This window comes from Streptomyces sp. NPDC002623 (assembly GCF_053592635.1).
Window position 1 is genome coordinate 14884 of record NZ_JBSFWB010000055.1, and the last position, 22093, is coordinate 36976.

A 22093-nucleotide genomic window follows, 5' to 3' on the forward strand; every position below is an offset into this window, starting at 1 on the left:
CGTCGCAGGACTCCATCTGCGCGAATCCATCCTCTGGCTACGCAGCCTGCCGGCCCTCCCGCAAGGCCGGCCTCCCCAGGTCAACTCAGCCGCTGATCCGGGCTGATCCAATAACCCTCGCGAACGTCGCGCACTTCCTCACGGACGGGAAGCTTCGGATCCACGTATGCCCTGATCCACTCGATGGGGGACCCGTTCGCGTCGTGCAGGGTCAGCACGCAGACCGACACAGGGGTGTCGAGGTACAGACCCAGGCGGCGGGAGACGATGGGCGGCGGCGTGCTCGCGTAGATCCGCCTTCGCATCGCGGTGACATCGACGCCTTCCGCACTGAGGATCGACATCATCGGCTTCGTCCGGAGGTCCTCCAGACTGTGCCGCTCACCGAGTTCCGGCAACTGGACGTTGTGCGTCACAACATGCGGCCGCCCCCGGTAGACCCGGAGCCGGGTGCACTGCCACAGCTTGCTGCCCGGGGGCAGCCCGAACACCCGGCACGCCTCCGCGGGAACGACCCCGACGCCGACCTGCAGGAGCTCGTACCCGTACTCGGACCCCTCCTCTTCGGGATAGAAGACCGGGAGGTCGCCCTCCTCACCGGCGCCCGGCGGGACGTAGGTGGCCCGGGGCCGTCGGCCACGGCCTCGCTCGACCAGGCCCTCTTCACCCAGACGCTCCAAAGGGGTCCGGGCCGTCACCACGCTGACATTGAAGCGCTCGGCCAGTTCGCGTTCACCGGGAAAGTTCGTGCGCCCCACCCACAGTCCGTCGAGAATCTCGGCCTTCAGCTGCCGATAGATCTGCTGCTGCATGGGCACGTCCGGGTTCAGGACGTCACCGTCGTCCACCACTGGGCCGCCACTCCCGGCATCCGCGGAAGCGGACTCGTTCGGCATGTACACAACCTCTCCTGACTGCGCGCGGGGAATCGCCCCCATTATGACCGACACCGCTTGACATTCCATCTTTCCCATATGAATATGTGATTCATGGTTTTGAGGGGCCTGCCCCCGCCACACCTGGTGCGCATGGCTCTCACCAGGAACTTCCCCTCTGTCGCCCCTGTGAGGACCCGACATGACTGCACAGAGCAGGTATCGACTCCCCGATCTGCCGCTTCCCGAGTTGTTCGTCACACCCGAGCGGCGGGTGCGCGGCAATGTCAACGCCTACCGGATGGATCAGCTCCCGGAGGGCACACAGCGTGAGTTCATCGACATCACGGCCTCGGACGGGGCGTTCTCGTTCGGGCTGCTGCACCTGCCGCCGGGCCCGCGCCCCAAGACGGTCGCTGTCTTCATGCATCCCAGGGAGAACCAGTCCCGCCAGTACCTCAGCCCCTATCTGCTCCATGCGGGATACGCCGTTTGGGGCCAGACCAGCCGTGCGCTGAACAACGACAGCGACATGGTCCACGAGGAAGTGGTCCTGGACACCGCGGCGGGCATGCGCATGCTCAAGGAGCGCGGCTTCGAGGACATCGTGCTCATCGGCAGCAGCGGCGGGACCTCGCTCCTGTCCTACTACCAGTGGCAGGCGTCCTTGCCGCCCGAACAGCGGCACACGCACGGCCCGCACGGCGTACTGACCCGGTTCGCCGAGGAGGACATGCCGGCCGCCGACTTCTACGTCGCGCTCGCCCCGCACGCCGGCGAGGGCGTCATCATGCTCAATATGCTCGACCCGGCCGTCGTCGACGAGGCGAACCCGACAGCGATCGACCCCGAGCTGGACATGTTCAACCCGGCCAACGGCTACCAGCCCTTCCCTGAGCCCAGCAAGTACGCACCCGAGTGGGTGGCCGCGTACCGCGAGGGGCAGCGCGCCCGCACCCGACGCATCGACGTCATCGCCCGCACGCTGATCGCCGACTACGAGGAGACACGGCGCGTCGTCGACCGCGACAACCTCAGCTCGCCCCTGGCCCGGCGCGCGCTCATGTCGCCGTATCTGACCGTCTACGGGACCGTCGCCAACCCGGCGCACACCGATCCCACCATCCACCCCAACGACCGAGTCCCGGGCAGCATCTTCTCCGGCGGCCATCCGCTGCGCGGCTCCTACGGCCCCAACTCTCTCGGCCGGATCCTCACCGCCAGGGCCTGGCTGTCGACCTGGAGCGGCCTGTCGGCGCAGGCCGAGTGGACACACGCAGCCGAGCACATCACCGTGCCCACTCTCGTGGTCGCACCGCTGGGCGACACCGACGCCTACCCGGAGGAGCAGGAGGAGATCTACTCCCGCGTCCCGGCAGCCGACAAGACGTTCCTCACCCTCGCCCACGCCCACCACTACCTCTTCCTGCTGCCGAACGCGCCGGTGGACTACAACCCGCGCGACAAGGCCGGGGAGATCGTCACGAAGTGGCTCGCCGAGCGCGTCAGCACGTCCTGACCCCGCCGCAGCCGCACAACACGCTCTTCTGGAGGCAGAAATGCCGTACTACCGTTCCGCGGGCCGTGTTCCCCACAAACGCCACGTCCAGTTCCGCAAGCCCGACGGCGGGCTGTACCGCGAGGAACTGATGGGCACCGAGGGCTTCTCCGCCGAGTCCGCCCTCCTCTACCACACCCACGCCCCCACGGATGTGGTCGACGTGGGCACATGGGACATCCCCGGTCAGGAGACCACGCCCAACCACCCGCTCAAGCCTCGTCTGGTGCGCACCCGCAAGCTGGACGAGGGCGGCGACGCCGTCAACGGCCGCCGCCTGCTCGCGGCCAACCAGGACGTGCGGGTCAGTCATGTCGCCGCCGACCGGCCCGGCCCGCTGTACCGCAACGCCATGGGCGACGAGATGTACTTCGTCCAGTCCGGCACCGCCCGCGTCGAGACGGTGTTCGGTGTGCTGGACGTCGGCCCGCGCGACTTCGTCATCATCCCCACCTCCACCACGCACCGCTGGGTTCCCACCGGCGACGAGCCCGTTCGGCTGCTGATCACGGAGTCGACCGGCGGCATCCACCCGCCCAAGCGCTACCTCTCCCCCCGCGGCCAGTTCCTGGAGCACTCCCCCTACTGCGAACGGGATCTGCGGGCGCCCGCCGAGCCGTACGTCGTGGAGGGCGACAACGTCGACGTGTACGTACGCCACCGAGCCGGCGGCACCCGCTACACCTACGCCCACCACCCCTTCGACGTCGTCGGCTGGGACGGCCACCTCTACCCGTACGCGTTCAACATGGACGACTACGAGCCGATCATCGGGCGCATCCACCAACCGCCGCCCACCTTCCAGACGTTCGAGGGGCCCGGCTTCGTGGTCTGTTCCTTCGTCCCGCACAAGGTGGAGTACCACCCGGAGGCGGTCATCGTCCCCTACAACCACGCCAACGTGGACTCCGACGAGCTGATGTACTACGTCGAAGCGGCGAGCGGCGCTCGTGGCGGACACGGCATCGACGAGGGTGCCATCACGTGGCACCCGGCGGGATTCATCCACGGTCCGCACGCGAACGAGCTGGAGAGGTCCGTCGACGCCTACAACGCCGGCAAGGTCGACATCAAACGCCTGACGGCCGTCATGATCGACACCTTCCGCCCCCTCGAACTCGGCGAGGGCGCCCTGGCCGTCGAGAATCCCGACTACCTCGCCACCTGGCGCAACGCCTGATCGGGAACTCGTCATGCGCACCGATCAGGTCATCAGCCAGCTGAACACCCCGCTGACCGCACCCGCCTACCCGATGCCGTCCGGCACCCGGTTCATCGACCGGGAGTACCTCAACATCGTCTACCGCACGGATCCCGAGGCGCTGCGGGCCGTCGTCCCCGAACCGCTGACGGTCGGCGAACCCCTGGTGCGCTTCGAGGTCATGCACATGGGCGACGTCGGCGGCGGCTTCGGCCCCTACACCGAGGCCGGCATCGCGATTCCGGTGGACTTCGAGGGCGAGCAGGGCGAGTACCTGCACGCCATGTACCTGGACAACTTCCCGGCCACAGCGGGCGGCCGCGAACTGTCCGCCTACCCCAAGGTCATGGGGTCTCCCCGGCTCTACGTCGACCAGGGGGCCCTCGTCGGCACCCTTGACTTCGGCACCCTGCGCGTGGCCACCGCGACGATGGGCTACAAACACCGGCGGCTCGACCCGGGAGAGGCACTGCGGCAGATCACCGTGCCGACGTACATGGTGAAGATCGTGCCCGGTTACGACTTCCGGCCCCGGGTCGCCGACTTGGTCCGCACCCAGATCACCGACGTCACGGTCAAGGAGGCCTGGACGGGCCCCGCCCGGCTCCAGCTCTTCCACCACGTGCTCGCGCCGCTCGCCGACCTGCCGGTCGTCGACGTGGTCTCGGCCAGCCACATCCTCACCGACCTGTCGCTGGCTCCGGTCAAGCCGGTCTTCGACTACCTCGATCCCACTTCGGCAGCATAGGAGACGATGACGATGTCGTTGGACGACACCTCGCAGCATCAAGAGGCGGGCAGCGGCGGACTGTTCCTCCGCCGCGGTGGCCGTACGGACGGGCCGGTGCTGGTGCTGCTCCATGGCGGCCTGGGGAACGGGCAGGTGTGGCACGCCGTCGAGGACCTGCTGCGGGAACGGTGGCCGGGCAGCTGGCTGGTGCCCGACCTCCCCGGGCACGGCAGGTCCCCCCGACTGACCCGATACAGCTACGGAAGGATGGCGGCCGACGTCGCCGAAGCCGTGAAGGGCCACCTCCCCCAGGGCGCGCCGGTGCACGTCGTGGGCCATTCCCTCGGCGGCGTGGTCGCCCTCACCCTGGCCAGCGGGTGGTTCGGTATCGATGTGGCCGCCGTGTGCGCGATGGGCGTGAAACCCACTTGGTCCGCGGAGGACATGGAACTGATGGCCGCAGTTGCAGCGGCCCCTGCACCTGTCTTCGCCACTCGGGACGACGCCGTGCAATTCGTACTGGCCGTGGCCGCGATGAGCGATGTGGTGACCAACGAGTCACCCTTGTGCGACTCGTTGGTCGTCGGCGACGGGGAGCGGTGGGAAGCCGTCACGGACCCCGCAGTTCTCGCAGTCGGCGCGGCGGATCTGCCCGGGCTGATCGCTGCCTGTCGGGCGCAGGAGGTGGTACTCGCCGCCGGCGAACACGATCCGATCTGTCCGCCCGCCGAGTTGGCGAAGGCCTGTCCTGACGTCACCGTGCTCGCCGGAGCAAGCCACTATCCCCACCTTGAGAACCCCGAGACGGTCTGGCCGCTGCTCGACCACATGCTGCAGTCCGCCCTTCACCTGGGGCCAAGCGCTCCTTAGCCCGACATGTCCCGACCGGGTGCCGAACCTCTCCATCCCGGGCTCGATCACGGCCCCCTCTTCTCCCGACCCAACTGCTGAGGAGCATTCATGTCCAGTCACCGGATCGGCCTGCTCGTGCCGAGTTCCAACACCACCATGGAGACCGAGATCCCCGAAATCCTCCGTCGGCAGAGCGCGCTGACGGGCGATCAGTTCACCTTCCACGCCAGCCGCATGCGCATGAAGACCGTGGAGAAAAGCGAATTGGCGGCCATGAACGCCGATGCGGGCCGTGCGGCGATCGAACTCGCCGACGCCCAGGTCGAAGTGATGGCATACGCATGCCTCGTCGCCATCATGTCCCAGGGCATCGGCGTGCACCGGGGCATCGAAGCCGACCTGACCCGCACCGCTGCCGAGAACGGGTGCGCGGTGGACGTGCTCTCCAGTGCCGGCGCGCTGGTGGAGGGGCTGCACCACCTGGGCGCCCGGAAGGTCTCCATCGTCACTCCCTACATGAAGCCGTTGACCCGCCTGGTCGCCGACTACATCGAGTCCGAGGGCGTGGAGGTCCAGGACTCGATCAGCCTGGAGGTCGACGACAACCTCGCCGTCGGCCGCCTCGACCCTTCCCGGCTGCCTGACATCGCCGCCGGCCTGGACACGCGCGGCGTCGACGCCGTCGTGCTCTCGGCGTGTGTGCAGATGCCGTCCCTGCCGGCCATCCCGGCCGCCGAGAAGCGCCTCGGCCTACCGATCGTCACCGCGGCTGCGGCCACTTCCTGGAAGGTCCTGCGCACGCTCGGTCTGGATCCGGTCGCCGACGGCGCCGGCGCCCTGTTCCGCAAGGCCTGACAGCAAGCACCCGGGGGTCCCTACGCCCCCCTCGCCCAGGACAACAGCTCCCCCCACCCCTCAAGGAATGCAGCCATGTCTCCCATCCCCATGGAAACGACCATCAACGGTCCCGTGGACCGGGTCTTCGACATCGTCACCCAGGTCCGTTTCTGGCCCCAGTGGCACGTCCTCACCAGGGCCGTCACCGGAACCATCGAGCGGCCGTTCCTGCCGGGTGACGAGTTCACCGAGTTCATCCGCACGGCCGACGGCACGCTGGAGCTCGTCTGGAAGGTGGTGGAGCACGAGCGCCCCCGGCGCGTGACGATTCAGCTCATCGGTTTGCCCGGCTTCATCTCGTACACCTTCGAGGAAGTCGCTGACGGAACGCTCTTCCGTCGCGTCGTCGACGACGGAGGTCAGGCCGCGACCGTGACGGTGTCGTCCGACACCGAGACCCGCTCCGTGGCGAACCTCAAGGCTTTCGTCGAGGACGTCCTCGCCCGCGAGAAGAGGGGCGCGACCTACCCCTAGTCCTGGCACGGACCCGGAAGTAGTACCGGCTCCGTTGCCGTCAATCTGAGAGCCGTGACATCGAAGGGCGTCCGGGGGTTACCCGGACGCCCTGCCGTTTCCGATCGCGAGCACACGATGGACCACACCATGCCCCATGACCCCCGACCGACCAAAAGCCCCGGCGCCACGATCCTGGCCGACCCCCTAGCCAACAAGGGAACAGCCTTCAACCCGAGCGAACGCTCCGCACTCGGTCTCGACGGGCTCCTGCCCCCGGCGGTGGAGACCCTCGACGAGCAGGTCGCCCGCGCCTACGAGGCGTTCCGCGGCTACGACAAGCCGCTCAACCGGCACATCTACCTGCGACAGCTGCAGGACACCAACGAGGTCCTCTTCTACCGTCTGGTCACCGACCACCTCGAGGAACTGCTGCCCGTCGTCTACACACCGACCGTGGGCGAAGCCTGCCAACGCTTCAGCGAGATCTACCGGCGGCCGCGCGGCCTGTTCCTGACCTGGGAGGACCGGCACCGCTTCGGGGAGATCCTGCGCAACCGCCCCCACCGGGACCAGGACGTGGACGTCATCGTCGTCACCGACGGGCAGCGCATCCTCGGACTGGGCGACCAGGGCGTCGGCGGGATGGGCATCCCGATCGGCAAGCTCAGCCTCTACACGGCGATCGGCGGCATCCATCCCGCCCGTACCCTGCCGGTCCTGCTCGATGTGGGTACCGACAACGAGGAACTGCTCAACAATCCGCGCTACCTGGGCCGGCGGGCAGTCCGACTGACCGGTGCCGAGTACGACGAGATGGTGGAGGCCTTCGTCTCGGCGGTCGAGACGGAACTGCCGGGTGCACTGCTGCAGTGGGAGGACTTCGCCACCGTCCACGCGCGCCCGATCCTCACGCGGTACCGGGACCGGCTGCTGACCTTCAACGACGACATCCAGGGCACCGCGGCCGTCGCCCTCGGCGCACTGTCCACCGCGGCCGACGTGGCCGGCACCCCACTGTCCGAGCAGCGCGTGGTGCTCCTGGGCGCGGGGTCGGCCGCCATCGGCGTCGCCGACATGATCCGTACGGCCATGACCGAGGAAGGCCTGTCGGAAACCGAGGCCGCGGCTCGCTTCTGGATCGTGGACGTCGACGGCCTGTTGCTGCGCTCACGCGCCGATCTCACGGAGGAGCAGCGGGTCTACGCACGTGACGACGGTGACGCGGCCGACTGGCCCGGTACAGACCTCGCCGAGGTGGTGCGCCGCGTCGAGCCGACGACGCTCATCGGGCTGTCGACCGCCCACGGTGCGTTCACCGAGGAGATCGTCCGGCAGATGGCCTCCACCTGCGCGCGGCCGGTCATCTTCCCGCTCTCCAACCCCACCTCGCACGCCGAGGCCGACCCCGCGGACCTCACCCGCTGGACCGACGGCCGGGCGCTGATCGCCACCGGCTCCCCCTTCCCACCGTTGAAGGTCGACGGGCGAGAGGTGCCGGTGGCGCAGTCGAACAATGTGTACGTCTTCCCGGCCATGGGGCTCGCGGTGACCGCGAGCCGGGCCACACGTGTGACCGACGGCATGCTCGTGGCCGCTGCCCGCGCCGTCGCTCAGTGCGCCGTTCGGTCGGCGGACGGCGACGACGGGCCCGTGCCGCTGCTGCCGCCCTTGAGAGGGATGCCGGAGGCCGCTCGCGAGGTCGCTCTGGCCGCGGCGCTCGCCGCCGTCGAGGACCAGGTCGCCCCGAAGGCTTCGGAGGAGGCGCTACGCGAGGCCATCGCGGCGGCGCAGTGGACGCCCCGCTATGAGGTCTAGGCACATGTGGATGCCCGGCGACTGCGCGGGCCGTTGATCACATCCGTGGGGTGATCTCCGCCATCCGCGACCAGCCCTGGCCCGCGGTCTCGACGTTGACGATGTCGGGCGTCTCGGCGACGATGTCCGGCATCCAGGACATGGCGGTCTTGAAGTGTTCGGAGTTGACGTGTTCGAGGCCCGCCTCGCTGGAGGCGAAGGCTTCCAGAAGGACGAAGCGGTTCGGGTCGGTGGTGTCGACGGACCATTCGAAGAAGAGGTTGCCGGGCTCGGCGCGCGTGGCGACGGTGAAGTCGGAGACTCGGTCGAGCCATTGGTCCCGGTACTCGGGGCGGACAGGGAAGCGTACGGCGATGAAGATCATGGAACCCTCCTCTGTTGTGCTCAGTTCGCGAACAGGCTCACCAGCAACGCCACGTTGAGCGCCACCACCACCGCGCTGACGGCCCAGGCGCCGTGCGTGGTCGTACGCCGGTTCACCCAGCGGCCCATGACGGCACGGTCGCGGGTGAGCAGGACCAGCGGGATGAGGGCGAAGGGGATACCGAAGGAAAGGACGACCTGGCTGATCACCAGGCTCTCCGTCGGACCTGCCCCGGCTGCCAGAACCACGATGGCGGGCGTCATCGTGACGAGTCTGCGCAGGAGCACCGGGATCCGTCGACCGAGGAAACCGCCCATCACCACTTCGCCCGCGTACATGCCGACGCTGGTGCCGGCGAGGCCCGAGACCAGCAGTGCCAGGGCGAAGGCCAGCGCCGCGAGCGGTCCGACCAGCCGCCCGTACGCGTCGTGCGCCGCGCCCAGCGAGTCGGCGGCCTCGGGGACTCCGGGGTGGAACAGGGTGGCCGCCGACACCAGCAGCGCCACGTTCACGGCTCCCGCCAGGCACATCGCGATCAGCACGTCGGTGCGTATGTGGCGCAGAAGGCGGCGGCGCAGCGGCCGGTCGGGGTCGGCGGACAGTTCCTCGGTTGCCGGGGGGAGGGAGAGGCTGTAGCGGTCGCTGGTGAGGGCCGAGTGCAGATAGATGACGTGTGGCATCACGGTGGCGCCGACGATCCCGCCGGCCAGGACGATGCTGTCGGAACCCGCCAGGGCCGGCTTCAGCCCGTCGGCCATGCCCGCCAACGGGGCGCCGGCGCCGAGTAGTTGTCCCAGAAAGAGGGCAAGCAGGCAGGCCAGCCCCGCCGCCATCAGCACCTCGAACCGGCGTCGCCCGCGACCGCGCATCGGCATCAGGAGCAGCGAGACCGCTCCGACGACCACACCACCCAGCCAGAGCGGCAGATTGAACAGCAGGTTCAGGGCGATGGCGCCGCCGACCACCTCCGCGAGGTCGGTCATCACGACGACAGCCTCCGCCTGTATCCACAGCCCCCACACGACCGGCTGCCGATAGCGGGTGCGGCACAGTTCGGGCAGGCTCTTGCCGGTCGCCATGCCCAGCTTGGCGGAGAGGTACTGCAGCAGCATCGCCACGATGTTCGCGGTGACCAGGACCCACAGCAACAGTGGGCCGAAGGTCGCGCCGGCCTGGATGTTGGTGGCGAAGTTGCCCGGGTCGACGTAGGCGACCGCGGCGATGAACGCCGGACCGAGCAGGGTGTACGACACCCCCGAGCGCAGTCGGGGGTGCCGCTCGCCCGGCGTGCGGCCCTGCGAGTCGGGGTGAGTGGTGGTCGTGGTGGGGAGATCGAGCTCTCCGGACCGGGCCGGGGAGGAATCGGCCGCCATGGTGTCGCCTCTCTGTGGTCACAGGGATGGCCAGGGGAGAGGGCGGCAGGGGGTACAGCCCTGCCGCCCGCCATGGCCGGGGAGGTCGGGTGGCCGCGGCAGCCCTTCGGCGAGTTCGCCGGTCGCGGGTGAGTGGTGGGCATCCAAACCGCCATGGGAGCGAGGAGAGGTGTACGGTCTGCCCCGCCGCGGCTACGGGATGTTGGACGGCCGCGGCAGTCCCTCTGCGAGGTCGCCGATCTCCGGGGAGTGGATGGAACCGGGGTTGCCGATGATCTCCTCGACGATCAGCGTCTCGGTGGTGAGCAGCAGCGCGGCGATGGACGCGGCGCTGAGCAGGGCGCTGCGGGTGACCTTGACGGGGTCGATGATGCCGCGCTGGTGCAGGTCGGCGTAGTCGCCGCGCAGCGCGTCCAGACCGCTTCCGACGGGCAGCGCGGCCACCTTCGTCTCCGCCTCGTCGGGGTCGAGGCCGGCGTTGATCGCGATCCAACGCAGCGGTTCGGCGAGCGCCTTGGCGACGATCGCACGGCCCGTCGCCGTGTCCTCACCCGAAAGCCTGAGGGGGTCGAGGGCCGCGATGGCCGTGCGGGCGTGCAGCAGAGCCGCGCCGCCGCCTGCGACGACACCTTCCTCGGCCGCGGCCCGGGTCGCCGCGAGGGAGTCCTCCAGGCGCATCTGCTTCTCTTTGAGCTCGACACCGCTCGCGGCACCGACCCGGATGACGGCCACCCCGCCGGAGAGCTTGGCGATGCGTTCGCCGAGCTTGTCCCGGTCGTGCTCGTTCGTGGCACGCTCCAGCTCGGTTTTGAGGTTCTCGATGCGTTCGGCGATGCGTGCGTCGCCGCCGGCTCCGCCGAGGACGGTGGTGGAGCGCTCGGTGGCGATGACCCTGTCGGCGCGCCCCAGGTCGTCCAGGGTGACGCCCTCCAGGGTGCGGCCCGCCGTTCCGGTGATGACGCGCCCGCCGGTGAGCGCGGCCATGTCCTCCAGCTCGGCGATCCGCCTGAAGCCGAAGCCGGGGGCGCGCACCGCCAGTGAACGGAAGGTGCCGTGCGCGGCGTTGGTGACGAGCATCCCGAGGGCGGGTCCGTCGACGTTCTCCGCGATGACGACGAGAGGGGAGCCGGTGCCCATGACCCGCTCCAGGACGGGCATCAGCTCCTGCACTTTGGTGATCTTGGTGTCGCAGTACAGGAGGTAGGGCTTCTCCAGGACGGCCTCCATGCGTCCCTGGTCGGTGACCATGTACGGGGAGAGCCAGCCGTTGTCGAGTTCCAGGCCCTCCGCGTACTCGACGCTCAGTCCGAACGCCGACGACTCTTCCACGGTGACGACTCCGGTGCGACCGACGCGTGCCACCGCCTCGGCGATGGCCTCGCCGATCACGGGGTCGTTGTTGGCGGACAGGGCGGCCACCCGGACGAGTTCGTCATCGGTGCGCACGGGCCGCATCTGGGAGGTCAGTGAGTCGACAGCTGCGGCCACGGCGGCCTCGATACCGTTCTTCAGCAGCACTGGGTTGGCCCCGGCATTGACCGCTTTCAGTCCCTCGCGGACGATCGCCTGGGCGAGGACCGTGGCGGTGGTGGTTCCGTCGCCCACGTCGCCGTTCGTGCGGGTGGCGACCTCCTTGACCAGTTGGGCGCCCATGTTGGCGAAGGGGTCCTTGAGCTGGATCTCGCGGGCGATGGTGACGCCGTCGTTGGTGATGGTGGGCGGTCCGGTCAGCTTCTCCAGGACCGCGTTGCGGCCCTTCGGGCCCAGGGTGACGCGGACGGCGTCGGCGAGCGCGTTCACCCCGCTCTCCAGCAGTGCGCGCGCTTCGGCGTTGAAGCGCAGTTCCTTCGCCATGGCGGTCGTTCCTTCCGGCCTGCGGAAACGGATGAGAGATGAGGGTGGAGCGGTGGCGGCGGTCGGGTGCAGGCTCCGTGGTGCGCCGACTCTTCGGCCTGGGAAGAGTCCACGGATCGTCCGCCGCCACCTGTATGGGGTTGCGGCTTCAGGGCACGAGCACGGCACGTCCCCGCACCCGGCCCTCGTCCAGGTCGTCCAGGGCGCGGCCGAAGTCGGCCAGTGGATAGGTGACGGTGTGCAGGGTGACCAGTCCACGTGCCGCGAGGTCCATCAGCTCCACCAGGTCGGTGTAGGAGCCGACCAGGTTGCCCACGAAGTTGATTTCGGTGGAGATGATGTCGATGGTCGGCACGGTCAGGGTGCCGCCGTAGCCGATGACGTAGTAGTCGCCGGCCCGGCGCAGCATCCGGACCCCGTCCTCCAGGGCGCCGCCCTCGCCGACGAAGTCCAGGACGGCCGCCGCGCCCTCCCCTCCGGTGAGCGCGGCGACCTGGTCGACCTGGCTGCCGTCGGCGACGACGGTGTGGTGCGCGCCGAGTTTCGCGGCGAGTTTGAGGGCTTCCGGCGATCGGTCGACGACGATCAGCTCGGCAGGGGTGAGGGCGCGTAGTACCTGGACGCCGATGTGCCCGAGCCCGCCCGCGCCGATCACCACGGCCTTGCTCCCGGGTGCGAGCTGCCGGGCCGCTTTCTTCGCCGCGTGGTACGCCGTCAGGCCGGCGTCGGCGAGCGCGGCCACCTCGGCCGGGGCGAGGCCCGGGTCGAGCGGGACGACCGCGCGGGCGTTGGTGCGCAGGTACTCGGCGAAGCCGCCGTCCGCGTCGATGCCGGGGAAGGTGCTCGCCGTGCAGTGCACGTCGTCCCCGCGTCGGCAGGCGGCACACAGTCCGCAGGTGACCAGCGGATGCAGGATCACCGGGTCGCCCGGGGCAAGGCCCGTGACCGCCGAGCCGACCTCGGCGACCCAGCCGGCGTTCTCGTGCCCCTGCACGTACGGCAGGGTCACTGCGCTCTTGGCCGCCCACTGGCCTTCGATGATGTGGAGGTCGGTCCGGCACACTCCGGCGCCGCCGATTCGCACGATCACGTCCAGCGGTCCGGAGACGACCGGGTCGGGTACCTCGTCGAGCGCCGGCCGGTGGTCGTAGCGGTGCAGGCGTACGGCTTTCACGACGCTTCCTCCTCTCGACGCGCCTGCGGTGTGTCATAGCGGGTGGCCAGCAGTCCCTCGCAGAACTCAGTGTTGGTGCTGATGCCGACACCTGCCGTGCGGCCTCGCAGCAGATGCCGCTCCAGGCCGGCGGCGGGCACCGCACGCCCCTCGTCGTCGGCGAAGAGCGGTGCCGTGGCGTCCGCGGGCAGGCCGAGCAGCGCGCGCCGTCTGCGCAGCGTCACCGTCAACCGCTCCGGCAGGTCACCGAAGGCGGCCTCGACGAGTTGACGAAGCGTCCAGCCGCGTTCGAGGAGGCGTTTGCCGAGGCGAGCCTGGGCGGCGAGGTGTCCCTTGCGCAGGAAGGAGACCCGCAGTTCCTCCATGCGGTCGGCGTCGGCGAGGCCGGGGAAGGCCTGCCCGAAGGACTTGCCGCAGCTCACACCCTGGTTGATCTCGTCGGACGCGAAATGGTCCTCCAGGATCACCGTGCACTGCCTCACCCAGGGCAGTCGGACGAGCGCGCGGCGGGCGTCCTCGACCATCAGCCAGGCGAAGTTGGGGGCGCAGAAGTAGGTGGGCAGCCGGAGTCTGGCCTCCACCGAGCCGTCGGCGTCCACACTCAAGGCCCGGACGAAACCGAGATCGGTGATGGGCCGGTCGAGCTCCGGGTCGAGCACCGCCGCCAGAGCCGAGTTGACGGCGGTGACCCGGTCGACGGCCTCGGTGACGGTTGTCATGCCACAGCCGTTGCGGAGAGCGGGACCTGGGCGCTGCCGGGGACCTTGAGGTCGTACAGCCGCGCGTGGTTGAGGCCGAGGATCTTGCGCTTGACGTCCGTGGTGAGGACGCCGTACTCGGACTGCATGTCCTCGGGGATCTGGAAGTCGACGAACTTCTCGATCAGCCACTTCGGGCTCCAGATCGCGTAGTCGCTGCCGAACACGATCCGGTCCTCGTCGAGCCAGTACAACAGCTCGCCGATGACCTGGCCGAAGTAGCGGGGCCGGGAGTGGATGAACGGCATGACCACCGACAGGCCCGCGTACACGTTGGGTTCCTGGGTGGCGATCCAGCAGAAGTCCTCCAGGCGGGGCAGGCCGGAATGCTCCACGATGAAGTTCAGGCCGGGGAAGGCGGTGGCCGCGTGGTCGATGTCGGCGACATCGAAGGCGTCGCGGTTCAGCGGCCAGATGGTGGGGCCCTTGTGGACATGGATGTTGCGGATGCCGAGTTCCTGGCAGAGCACCAGGTAGTCGTGCGCCTCGGGGTCGCTGAGCTTCCAGCCCTTCGACGCTCCGCGCCATTCGGCGGTGTAGAGCTTGACCCCGCGCAGGTTCCACTCGGCGTGCAGCTGCCGCAGCCGCTCCAGGCCGGCCTCGCCTTCGCGCGGGTCGAACGAGCCGTTGGCGATGAGCCGGTCGGGGTACTTACGGGCCAACTCCCCATTGCGCGCGGTGGTGTTGAAGCCCTGGCGATAGAACTCGTTGAGGTACGTGGGCTGGAAGATGCCCCAGTCGACGTATCCGGTCTCGAAGAGGTCGTGGACCAGGTCCTGTTCGCTGTACTTACGGAACTTCTCCAGCGGCCACACCCACTCCTGGGGGCTGAGGTTGCGCTGGTAGTCGTAGAAGCAGCGGATGAACCCTTCGCCGTACTTGTTGGAGGTGTTCTCCTCGCTCGCGTCCCAGAAGTGGATGTGCCCGTCGACGATGAAGTAGTCGACGCCGTCTTTGTGGTACATGGGTTCCTCTCCGAGGCGTCAGTCGACCGGGCTGAGGTCGAAGTCGATGTACTCGGCGGCGTCCTCGGGATTGGCGAAGAGCACCGTGCGGTCGTCGAGGTGGACCATGCGTCCGTAGTGGGTGGACATGATCTCCTCGAAGTCGGACTGGTCGAAGTCGAAGCCGAGGGCCTTGGAGATCTCGTCGAAGTCGAAGGTGAGCACCCGCTCGGCGTCGACGCGGATCATCGACGGGAAGTCGGTGACGGTGACGTTCTCCTTGCCCCGCATGACGTCGGCGACCACATGGCCGTTCTGGTTGTTCATCAGCGTGACGCCGCACATGTTCGAGGAGGTGCGGTCAGCGCTGAAAGGCTGTGGGACGGTGGTCACTTGGCGGTCCTCTCGCTCGTACGGTCGGCGGGGGCGTGCAGGCCCAGGTCCTCGACCAGGCGGCCGAAACGCTCCTTCGCCCGGTCGAGGCTGTCCTCGAAGCGGACCGGCTTCTCCCCGGGCTGCGACCACAGCGGCTGCAGCCGGCGGGCCGCGCCGAGGCTCACCGGCACCCACCGCTCCAGCCATTCCTGGACGGTGGTCCTGTTGCCGGCGCCGTGGGCCTGGTCGCCCAGCAGGAGCGAGAACAGGGCGCGGGTATAGCGCAGGTCGCGGTCGTAGTCGTTCTCGCCGGCGCCCATCACGGTGGGAGTGGTGTAGTCCCCGTTGCGGGCGGCGATCTGCAGGACGAGGTGGCTGCGGAACAGCTCGCCGACGAGGGGTTCGAAGACGAGGTTCGCCGCGAACAGAGCTTCGGCCCAGTCCGTTGTGGCGGTCAGCCGCTCGACGTTCTCCCGCACGCCCTGCCAGGCGGGGTCCGACTGCCACACCTCACGGTGCGCGGAGCCGTCGAAACCCGGTAGCTGCTCCTCGATGTCCAGGTTGTACAGCGCGAGGTCCTGGGCGAAACGGAGCTTGTGGGTACCGTTCACCGCCAGCGCGTTGTTGATCATGTTGGTGGGCGCGGAGCGCTGGACGGCGACGAACACATGCATGCCCAGGCCCTGTTCGGCGTGCATCCACGCGCCGACGTGCCGCTCCACGAAGGAGACCCAGGAACGGCTCCACTGCTGGTACGCGTCGGCCTTGTGGGCGTTGGCCAGGTTCTGCTGGACCTGCCGCACGACGTTGGCGTTGTTGCGGTAGATGGTCTGCTCCCACTCCTCGTTGGGGTCGAGGAAGCGGTGCCAGTCGGACGACTTGACCGCGGTCCAGTCCTGCGGGTAGCCGGAGGAGCCGTCGGCGAAGCCGTAGATCCAGCCCTGGAGGAGGTGACGCTCAGGGTCGGGCTGGACGTCGAAGGTGACGTCCTCGTACATCGTGGCCCGCAGCTTCTGCGGCCGGTAGTAGGAGAAGGCGCGGCTGTTGGAGCTCGGGAAGACGAGCGCTCCCGCCTCGGCATCGGTGAACTGCGGCTTGGGGAAGCTTCGTTCGCTCTTGACTGGTTTCTCGGCTTGAGTGGCCATGCGTACGGCTCCTCGCATCGGTCGGGGATCGGGTCGGATCAGGTGTCGGTGGAGGTGGTGAACTTGTCGAGGAAGATCCGTTCCTCGGGCATGCCCTTGCCGGTGAGCAGTTCCAGCGCGGCGTCGCACATGGGCGGGGGGCCGCAGAGGTAGGCGTCGGCCCCCGACAGATCGCCTTCGTGCCGGTCGACGACCTCGGTGATGAGGCCTTGTTCGTACGCTCCGGAGGTGTCCTCGGAGAGCGCCGCGACGAAGGCGAAGTCGGCGATGCGGCTGCCGTGTCCGGCGATCTCGTCGAGGGCGAACAGGTCCCGCTCGGTGCGGGCGCCGTAGTAGAAGCGGGTACGGCGGGCGGTTCCGGCGGCGGCGAGGCCGCTCAGCTGGGCGAGGATCGGGGCCATGCCGGCACCGCCGGCGAGGAGGATCAGGTCACGGTCGGGTGCGTCGCGCATGACGCAGGTGCCGTAGGGGCCCTTGACCTTCAGCGGGTCGCCGGGGCGCAGGGTGTCGCCGAGCAGACCGGAGAACAGCCCGCCGGGATAGCGCTTGATGATGAACTCCAGCGTGCCGCCGGTTCCTTCGCCGGGCTGTCCGGCCATGGAGAAGGAGCGCCACTGCTGCGTGCCGGGTACCTCGATGTCCACGTACTGACCCGTGCGGTAGGGCAGTTCGTCGGTCGGGGCGACGGCGAGGGTCAGCCGGACGATGTCGTGCGTGAGGGGTTCGACGGCCGAGACGGTGGCGCCGACCTGGCGCGGCGGGATGCCTCCCAGCAGCATGTCCTCGTCGTAGTTGATGAGTTCGACGGTCAGATCGCTGTAGGCGTGCGTCCGGCACAGCAGGACGTACCCCTCCTCGCTCTCGTAGTCGGCCAGCGCGAAGGTGGAGTAGCGCTCCATCTGCTGGTCGCCCTCCAGCAGCAAGGACTTGCAGGACGAGCACTGGCCCTCCTTGCAGCCGTGCATGAGCCCGACGCCCTGACGGAACGCGGCGTCCAGGACGGTCTCGTCCTCGTCGGCCTCGATCTCGATGCCGACCGGTTCGAATCGGATACGGTGCTTGTCGCCCACCAGGACCAGCCTTCCGGGGCGGCGACCCCGCGACGGTTCGTCGCCGCCCCTGCCGTTGAATGGGTCAGTGCGCCGACGGCGTGATGTTGCTGCGGCTGCGGTAGTCCGCGATGTGCGCCTCGCGCTCCGCGTCGGACATCTCGTTGAGCGTGATGTTGGGGCTGAGGAGCGTGTTGCCCCGGACGTCGTCGAGCGTCCACAGCTTCTTCGGGTCGTCGAGGTCCAGGTGCGGCTGCGGGATCAGGGTCTTCCCGTCGTCACGGACGTAGCCGAGGTCCTGGACGATGTCGGCGAGGTCCTGCCCGTGGTACACGGTCTCCCACTCGCGCTTGCCGGTCAGACGGCCCATCGACGGGGTGGGCCGGCCCTCGAACTCGGGCCGGAACGCGGTGGTGTCCGTCCAGGCGCAGGTCTCGGAGCAGTACGTGCGCCACTGTCCGTCGACCTTGTCGACCACCATGTCCTGCCGGACCAGGCACGGCACCATGCAGGACCAGCAGCGGTGCGGGTACTGGTAGCCGACGTCCTCGAAGGTGACCGGCTTGTTGCGGCCGGGGTGCCGCAGCCGGTTGTACGCCTCCCACCAGGCGCCGTACTCGGCGTACCAGCCGGGGTATTTGGACTCGAACCACTCGAAGTCGTCGTCCGTCATGCCGTCGATCCGCCAGAAGTTGACGGGCCAGCCGGTGGCGAAGAACTGGGCGGTCTTGTGGACGTAGCCGTCGTCCCAGATCCGCTTCCACGCCGCCTCGACGAGGTCGTGCGGGATCTTCAGGCCGTACTTCTCCAGTGGGATCAGGTACGACCGGTAGTAGTCGTCGTAGATCCAGCGCCGCCACATCTCCGCGTACGAGTCGCGATCCTTGCGGCGGTCCTTGGAGCCGTACTCGATGAAGGTGCCGATGGCGGCGTCCACCACGCAGTGGTTGTTCCACCAGGCGTAACGCAGATCGCGTTCCAGGAGCTGGCGGTTGTCCTCGTCGGCGAGGGCCATCAGGAGGATCGAGTAGCCGTTGGAGATGTGCCTGGACTCGTCGGACTGGACCGAGTGGAAGACGGTGGGCAGCAGGTAGTCGCCGTTGGCGGCGGCCTCGGCGGGCATGGCCACGAACAGGGTGTTGGTGAAGGCGGTCTCGGCGACCAGCGTCAGGTAGACGTTGGCGGCGGTGATCGCGTCACCGGTGATGAACCCCTCGCCGAACTGGCGGCCGATCGTGCCGGCGTAGCAGTTGGCGAACGCCTTCTCGGAGATGTCGAAGCCGGCCGGGTCGATGTAGTGGTTCATGTAGAGGCGCTTGAGGTTCATCTGGATCGTCGAGTGGCGTACCTCGTCGATCATCTGGACCGCGAGCCCGTTGTGCAGTTGCGGGTTGGGCACCGCGCCGATCGCCATCGGCATCGCGCGGGCCGCACTGATCTCGGGGAACGGGATGATCGACAGGAACAGCTTCTGCCACTCCATCCAGCGCTGCTGGACCTGGCGGAACATGTTGCCGCGGATCGCGCCGTCCATCGCGCCGTAGACCCGGTTGTCCTTCTCCTCCTCCATCGGGAAGTAGGAGCGCAGGACCTGCTTGAGCGGATCCTTCTTCGGGGCCTTGTCGAAGCGGTAGTCGGTTGCGAAGCGGTTGGCGGGGGTCGCGAACGTCGGATCCCACGACAGTTCGGTGATCTTCTTGTGCGCCTTGCTCAGGCTCTGTCGACTCACGGGTGAGACTCCTCCGGCTGACTGGGCGGCGAGGGATGGCTCGATCGGTCCGGTTCCGCGGCGGCGCACTGCCGTCGGTCACCGGGGCGTCGCCCATCGTGAGGGCTGGTGGGGCAGCGGTTCATCTCAAGCTGAGACACGAGTCGCGACGCGGGTATGGCCGCCCGCCGGTGGCCGGACTTAGCGTGCTGGCAGTACCCGAACCAGGAGCGCCTTCGCAGCGACACGAGGCGTCATCACGGCAGAAGGCACAGAGCCGATGGAACCCTTGGAACCCGAGGAGCGGACGAGTTCCTCCGCCCACTCGCCCGAGCCCGGTCGGGACCGTCCTGTCCCACGCCTCAACCCCATCCACGCGCGGACCCTGTTCCTGGAGGGCGGGAGCGTCCCGGCCTCCGAGGTGCGGACTCCCATCCTCGACTCCTGGCAGCGCTCGCGCTTCTGGGGTGTGGACACCGACCGCATCCAGGCCCCGTACAACGCCGACTTCGACCCGCACTCCCGGCTCGCCACGGCTGCGCACCCGGTCCTCGACCGGCTCTCCGACGCCCTCCAAGGCACCCCGACGGCGCTGATCCTCACCGACTCCAAGGGCAGGGTGCGGGAGCGCAGAACCGGCGACCGGGCGTTGCACCGGCATCTCGACGACATCTGTCTCGCACCGGGTTTCAGCTACGCCGAGGAGTACGTCGGCACGAACGGCATCGGCACGGCCGCCGAGGACGGTCGCACGGCGCATGTGTTCGGCTCGGAACACTTCTCGGAGCGGTTGCAGAGGGTTTCCTGCGCGGCCGCGCCCATCCGCAATCCGGCCAGCGGCCGGGTGATCGGCCTGATCGATCTGACGTCCTGGCAGGACACGGCCTCGCCGTTGATGATGGCGCTGGTCCGGGAAGCCGCCGCCGACATCGAGGAGCGGCTGCTCCACATCGGTTCAGAGCGTGAACGAGCGGTTCTGCGTGCCTTTCTGACCACACGCCAGAGCTCCCGGAGGGCCCTGGTCACGCTCTCCGACGGGCTGCTGCTGGCCGACGCGGTCGCCATGGAACTGCTCGGCCCGGACGACCACCGCAGGCTGCGAGAACTGGTCGAGCACCCGGAGGGGTTGCGCGAACAGCGGATGTCCCTCAGTGACGGGCGTGCCGTACGGGTGCGCGGCCGACAGGTCGAGGGCGAGACACACGGCGAACAGCCGGCCGGATATTTGTTCGAACTATGGCTGGTCGCGGACCAGGAGGAGCCCGAGCCGCGACCGGTCGCCCGGGCGGCGCATCTTCCAGGGATCGTCGGCTCCAGCCCCGCGTTTCAAGGGGTGGTCAGCCAGTTGATCCGCCACTGCGGGCAGGGTCGTTGGACGTTCGTGGACGGAGAGGCGGGCACAGGGAAACAGGAACTCGTGCGAGCCGTGCACCGGCACGTCGCACCGACTGTGCCGTACGCCGTGCACGACGCGGTCCACACGCGCGACGGTGCGGCCGACTGGCTCCGGGCTGTTTTCCAGAACCTCGCCGAGGACCGGGGCACGGTGGTCCTGCGCCATGTCGAAGTGTTGTCCGAGCAGGTGCTTCGGCAGCTCGACACCCTGCTGCGCAGCACGGCAGGACGCACGGGATGGGTCGCCGCGCTGCTCACACGCGACCGGCTCACGCTGCCGGGCGCGAGCGTCCCGCAGAAGGGCAGAAACCCCCTCGACGCTGTGCGGCCACGGTTCGGCGCCGAGGTCAGCGTGCCGCCTCTGCGGCACCGTACGGCCGACATACCGCAGCTTGTGACCTGCCTCATCACGCGCCAGGGCGGAGACACCCGATGCTCGGACAGCGCGTTGCGCGCACTCTCCCGCGCGCCCTGGCCGGGCAACGTCCGTCAGCTCGCACATTCGCTCCGTTATGCCGAGGCGCACCGCACAGGCCCGCTGATCGAGCAGGCAGACCTCCCGCCTTCCCTTCTCTCCCAGGCTCAACACCCCTTGTCCACCTGGGAGTCCACAGAGCGCGACTTGATCGTCCAAGCCCTGCTCGATCACGGTGGCGACAAGGCGAAGGCGGCGAAGGCGCTGGGCATCTCACGGGCGACGATCTACCGGAAGATCACGGCATTCGGGATCCGGCTGGGTCCGGACGGCGGGTGACGCCGGGGACGTCGGCATCACCTGAGCCCAGGACCGAATCGAGCGAGACCGAGCAAAGGGGCGAGGACGCTCAGCCACGCCCCGAACGCCGGTCGTAGGCGTCGGCCAGCCACAGACCGAGCCCTTCCCAGCAGGCCAGGACGGTGCCCGCGAGGGTCAGGCCGGGGCCCACGGCCGCACCGGTGGCCGCGGCGATCGCACCGCAGACCGCCAGCAGGATGCCGACCAGGCCGAAGGCGAGCAGCCGCTCGCGGTGTCCCCATGATCGCGCCGCCATCCCCGCCTCCCCGCCCGAGTGATTCGCCTGCCTCACCGTGAGGGTGCGGGACGACGGCGGCGCGTTGCGTCTCATCGTGAGATGAACCGGTAACGCCGTCCGATGCAATACCGCGAAGCCGGTGGGCAGGACGCCTGTCGGATACCTGAGAGCTGTCCATGTGGATGCGGATGTCCGCCACCTCGTCGCCCCGCCATCGAAAGACCGTCACAACGGGAACAGGTCGAGTCGAGTAGGTCTCGTGTCGGTACGTCACCACGGCTTCCGCGATCACGACTCCGGGCTCGGGCTCCCAGAGGCCCACGATGTCGTGCCGTATGGAAAGCAGGCCCTGGGCCCTCATACGTTCGACGGCCCGGCGGATCTCGCCCCGGTCTGTCATGGCCGTCAGGCCACGCGTCATCCTGACGTCCGGGGCCAGGCCTCGGACGAAGGCATCGGCGTCCAGCGCGGAAGCCGACGCGTCATAGTGCCGCAGCACCCATTGCACGCGGTCCATTGCTTCTCCGTTCCAGCGAGAAAATAGTCCGCCGGTCTGT

Annotated in this window: 20 protein-coding genes and 1 pseudogene; 8 read left to right on the forward strand and 13 right to left on the reverse strand. The window is 68.7% G+C overall.

Annotated elements, in window-relative coordinates; genetic code table 11:
• Positions 1-80 precede the first annotated feature (80 nt).
• On the reverse strand, positions 81-896 hold the full coding sequence (locus ACWD4O_RS45145) for a GntR family transcriptional regulator (protein WP_451288896.1): 816 nt from the start codon (positions 894-896) through the stop codon (positions 81-83).
• Between the two features lie 181 nt (positions 897-1077).
• Between ACWD4O_RS45145 and ACWD4O_RS45150 the strand changes: the two genes are divergently transcribed.
• The 7 genes from ACWD4O_RS45150 (at position 1078) to ACWD4O_RS45180 (ending at position 8384) form a co-directional block, all read left to right on the forward strand.
• Positions 1078-2394: a hypothetical protein gene (locus ACWD4O_RS45150; RefSeq protein ID WP_451288897.1), complete on the forward strand. Its 1317-nt coding sequence runs from the start codon at positions 1078-1080 to the stop codon at positions 2392-2394.
• A gap of 40 nt (positions 2395-2434) precedes the next feature.
• Positions 2435-3613, forward strand: a complete 1179-nt coding sequence (locus tag ACWD4O_RS45155) for a homogentisate 1,2-dioxygenase (protein WP_451288898.1) — start codon at positions 2435-2437, stop codon at positions 3611-3613.
• Positions 3614-3626: 13 nt separating this feature from the next.
• On the forward strand, positions 3627-4382 hold the full coding sequence (locus tag ACWD4O_RS45160; RefSeq protein ID WP_451288899.1) for an acetoacetate decarboxylase: 756 nt from the start codon (positions 3627-3629) through the stop codon (positions 4380-4382).
• Positions 4383-4388: 6 nt separating this feature from the next.
• Positions 4389-5234 (forward strand): alpha/beta fold hydrolase, encoded by an 846-nt coding sequence (locus ACWD4O_RS45165; protein ID WP_451288900.1) that lies wholly within the window; start codon positions 4389-4391, stop codon positions 5232-5234.
• A 90-nt stretch (positions 5235-5324) separates the two neighbouring features.
• A complete protein-coding gene (locus tag ACWD4O_RS45170) occupies positions 5325-6071 on the forward strand; it encodes a maleate cis-trans isomerase family protein (RefSeq protein WP_451288901.1) in 747 nt (248 codons plus the stop codon).
• A gap of 75 nt (positions 6072-6146) precedes the next feature.
• Positions 6147-6587, forward strand: coding sequence for an SRPBCC family protein (locus ACWD4O_RS45175; protein ID WP_451288902.1), 441 nt, complete (start codon positions 6147-6149; stop codon positions 6585-6587).
• A gap of 129 nt (positions 6588-6716) precedes the next feature.
• Positions 6717-8384, forward strand: a complete 1668-nt coding sequence (locus ACWD4O_RS45180) for an NAD-dependent malic enzyme (RefSeq protein ID WP_451288903.1) — start codon at positions 6717-6719, stop codon at positions 8382-8384.
• A gap of 37 nt (positions 8385-8421) precedes the next feature.
• Here ACWD4O_RS45180 and ACWD4O_RS45185 read toward each other — a convergent pair whose 3' ends face one another.
• The 10 genes from ACWD4O_RS45185 to ACWD4O_RS45230 all read right to left on the reverse strand — a co-directional run bounded on the left by ACWD4O_RS45185 (position 8422) and on the right by ACWD4O_RS45230 (position 19149).
• On the reverse strand, positions 8422-8748 hold the full coding sequence (locus ACWD4O_RS45185) for a putative quinol monooxygenase (RefSeq protein ID WP_451288904.1): 327 nt from the start codon (positions 8746-8748) through the stop codon (positions 8422-8424).
• 20 nt (positions 8749-8768) lie between these two features.
• Positions 8769-10121 carry an Nramp family divalent metal transporter gene (locus tag ACWD4O_RS45190; RefSeq protein ID WP_451288905.1) on the reverse strand — a complete coding sequence of 451 codons (1353 nt, stop codon included), beginning with the start codon at positions 10119-10121 and terminating at the stop codon, positions 8769-8771.
• A gap of 192 nt (positions 10122-10313) precedes the next feature.
• Positions 10314-11975, reverse strand: a complete 1662-nt coding sequence (gene groL / locus ACWD4O_RS45195; RefSeq protein ID WP_451288906.1) for a chaperonin GroEL — start codon at positions 11973-11975, stop codon at positions 10314-10316.
• Positions 11976-12123: 148 nt separating this feature from the next.
• Positions 12124-13149, reverse strand: coding sequence for an NAD(P)-dependent alcohol dehydrogenase (locus ACWD4O_RS45200; protein WP_451288908.1), 1026 nt, complete (start codon positions 13147-13149; stop codon positions 12124-12126).
• Entirely contained in the window at positions 13146-13868 is a 723-nt protein-coding gene (locus ACWD4O_RS45205; protein ID WP_451288909.1) for an iron-sulfur cluster assembly protein, read from the reverse strand. Before ACWD4O_RS45205 ends, ACWD4O_RS45200 begins: the two co-directional genes overlap by 4 nt.
• Entirely contained in the window at positions 13865-14872 is a 1008-nt protein-coding gene (locus tag ACWD4O_RS45210) for an amidohydrolase family protein (protein WP_451288910.1), read from the reverse strand. Before ACWD4O_RS45210 ends, ACWD4O_RS45205 begins: the two co-directional genes overlap by 4 nt.
• 18 nt (positions 14873-14890) lie before the next feature.
• Positions 14891-15244, reverse strand: a complete 354-nt coding sequence (gene mimD, locus ACWD4O_RS45215; RefSeq protein ID WP_450952778.1) for a propane 2-monooxygenase effector subunit MimD — start codon at positions 15242-15244, stop codon at positions 14891-14893.
• Complete coding sequence (locus tag ACWD4O_RS45220; RefSeq protein WP_451288911.1) at positions 15241-16371, reverse strand: aromatic/alkene monooxygenase hydroxylase subunit beta; 1131 nt, start codon at positions 16369-16371, stop codon at positions 15241-15243. The genes mimD and ACWD4O_RS45220 overlap by 4 nt, the downstream gene beginning before the upstream one ends.
• 38 nt (positions 16372-16409) lie before the next feature.
• Complete coding sequence (locus ACWD4O_RS45225) at positions 16410-17441, reverse strand: FAD-binding oxidoreductase (RefSeq protein WP_451288912.1); 1032 nt, start codon at positions 17439-17441, stop codon at positions 16410-16412.
• Between the two features lie 64 nt (positions 17442-17505).
• On the reverse strand, positions 17506-19149 hold the full coding sequence (locus ACWD4O_RS45230) for a methane monooxygenase (protein WP_451288913.1): 1644 nt from the start codon (positions 19147-19149) through the stop codon (positions 17506-17508).
• Positions 19150-19408: 259 nt separating this feature from the next.
• Between ACWD4O_RS45230 and ACWD4O_RS45235 the strand changes: the two genes are divergently transcribed.
• Entirely contained in the window at positions 19409-21277 is a 1869-nt protein-coding gene (locus tag ACWD4O_RS45235) for a sigma-54-dependent Fis family transcriptional regulator (RefSeq protein ID WP_451288915.1), read from the forward strand.
• A 70-nt stretch (positions 21278-21347) separates the two neighbouring features.
• Here ACWD4O_RS45235 and ACWD4O_RS45240 read toward each other — a convergent pair whose 3' ends face one another.
• Both ACWD4O_RS45240 and ACWD4O_RS45245 read right to left on the reverse strand, forming a co-directional pair.
• Positions 21348-21554, reverse strand: a complete 207-nt coding sequence (locus ACWD4O_RS45240) for a hypothetical protein (RefSeq protein ID WP_451288927.1) — start codon at positions 21552-21554, stop codon at positions 21348-21350.
• Between the two features lie 184 nt (positions 21555-21738).
• Positions 21739-22053: pseudogene (locus tag ACWD4O_RS45245) on the reverse strand (nuclear transport factor 2 family protein); the annotation flags it as partial.
• Positions 22054-22093: the final 40 nt, after the last annotated feature.

Bases quoted from the DNA above. Each gene is read 5' to 3' on its own strand.
- ACWD4O_RS45145 (WP_451288896.1), bottom strand. From the start codon at position 896: ATGCCGAACGAGTCCGCTTCCGCGGATGCCGGGAGTGGCGGCCCAGTG.
- ACWD4O_RS45150 (WP_451288897.1), top strand. From the start codon at position 1,078: ATGACTGCACAGAGCAGGTATCGACTCCCCGATCTGCCGCTTCCCGAG.
- ACWD4O_RS45155 (WP_451288898.1), top strand. From the start codon at position 2,435: ATGCCGTACTACCGTTCCGCGGGCCGTGTTCCCCACAAACGCCACGTC.
- ACWD4O_RS45160 (WP_451288899.1), top strand. From the start codon at position 3,627: ATGCGCACCGATCAGGTCATCAGCCAGCTGAACACCCCGCTGACCGCA.
- ACWD4O_RS45165 (WP_451288900.1), top strand. From the start codon at position 4,389: ATGACGATGTCGTTGGACGACACCTCGCAGCATCAAGAGGCGGGCAGC.
- ACWD4O_RS45170 (WP_451288901.1), top strand. From the start codon at position 5,325: ATGTCCAGTCACCGGATCGGCCTGCTCGTGCCGAGTTCCAACACCACC.
- ACWD4O_RS45175 (WP_451288902.1), top strand. From the start codon at position 6,147: ATGTCTCCCATCCCCATGGAAACGACCATCAACGGTCCCGTGGACCGG.
- ACWD4O_RS45180 (WP_451288903.1), top strand. From the start codon at position 6,717: ATGCCCCATGACCCCCGACCGACCAAAAGCCCCGGCGCCACGATCCTG.
- ACWD4O_RS45185 (WP_451288904.1), bottom strand. From the start codon at position 8,748: ATGATCTTCATCGCCGTACGCTTCCCTGTCCGCCCCGAGTACCGGGAC.
- ACWD4O_RS45190 (WP_451288905.1), bottom strand. From the start codon at position 10,121: ATGGCGGCCGATTCCTCCCCGGCCCGGTCCGGAGAGCTCGATCTCCCC.
- groL (WP_451288906.1), bottom strand. From the start codon at position 11,975: ATGGCGAAGGAACTGCGCTTCAACGCCGAAGCGCGCGCACTGCTGGAG.
- ACWD4O_RS45205 (WP_451288909.1), bottom strand. From the start codon at position 13,868: ATGACAACCGTCACCGAGGCCGTCGACCGGGTCACCGCCGTCAACTCG.
- ACWD4O_RS45210 (WP_451288910.1), bottom strand. From the start codon at position 14,872: ATGTACCACAAAGACGGCGTCGACTACTTCATCGTCGACGGGCACATC.
- ACWD4O_RS45220 (WP_451288911.1), bottom strand. From the start codon at position 16,371: ATGGCCACTCAAGCCGAGAAACCAGTCAAGAGCGAACGAAGCTTCCCC.
- ACWD4O_RS45235 (WP_451288915.1), top strand. From the start codon at position 19,409: ATGGAACCCTTGGAACCCGAGGAGCGGACGAGTTCCTCCGCCCACTCG.
- ACWD4O_RS45240 (WP_451288927.1), bottom strand. From the start codon at position 21,554: ATGGCGGCGCGATCATGGGGACACCGCGAGCGGCTGCTCGCCTTCGGC.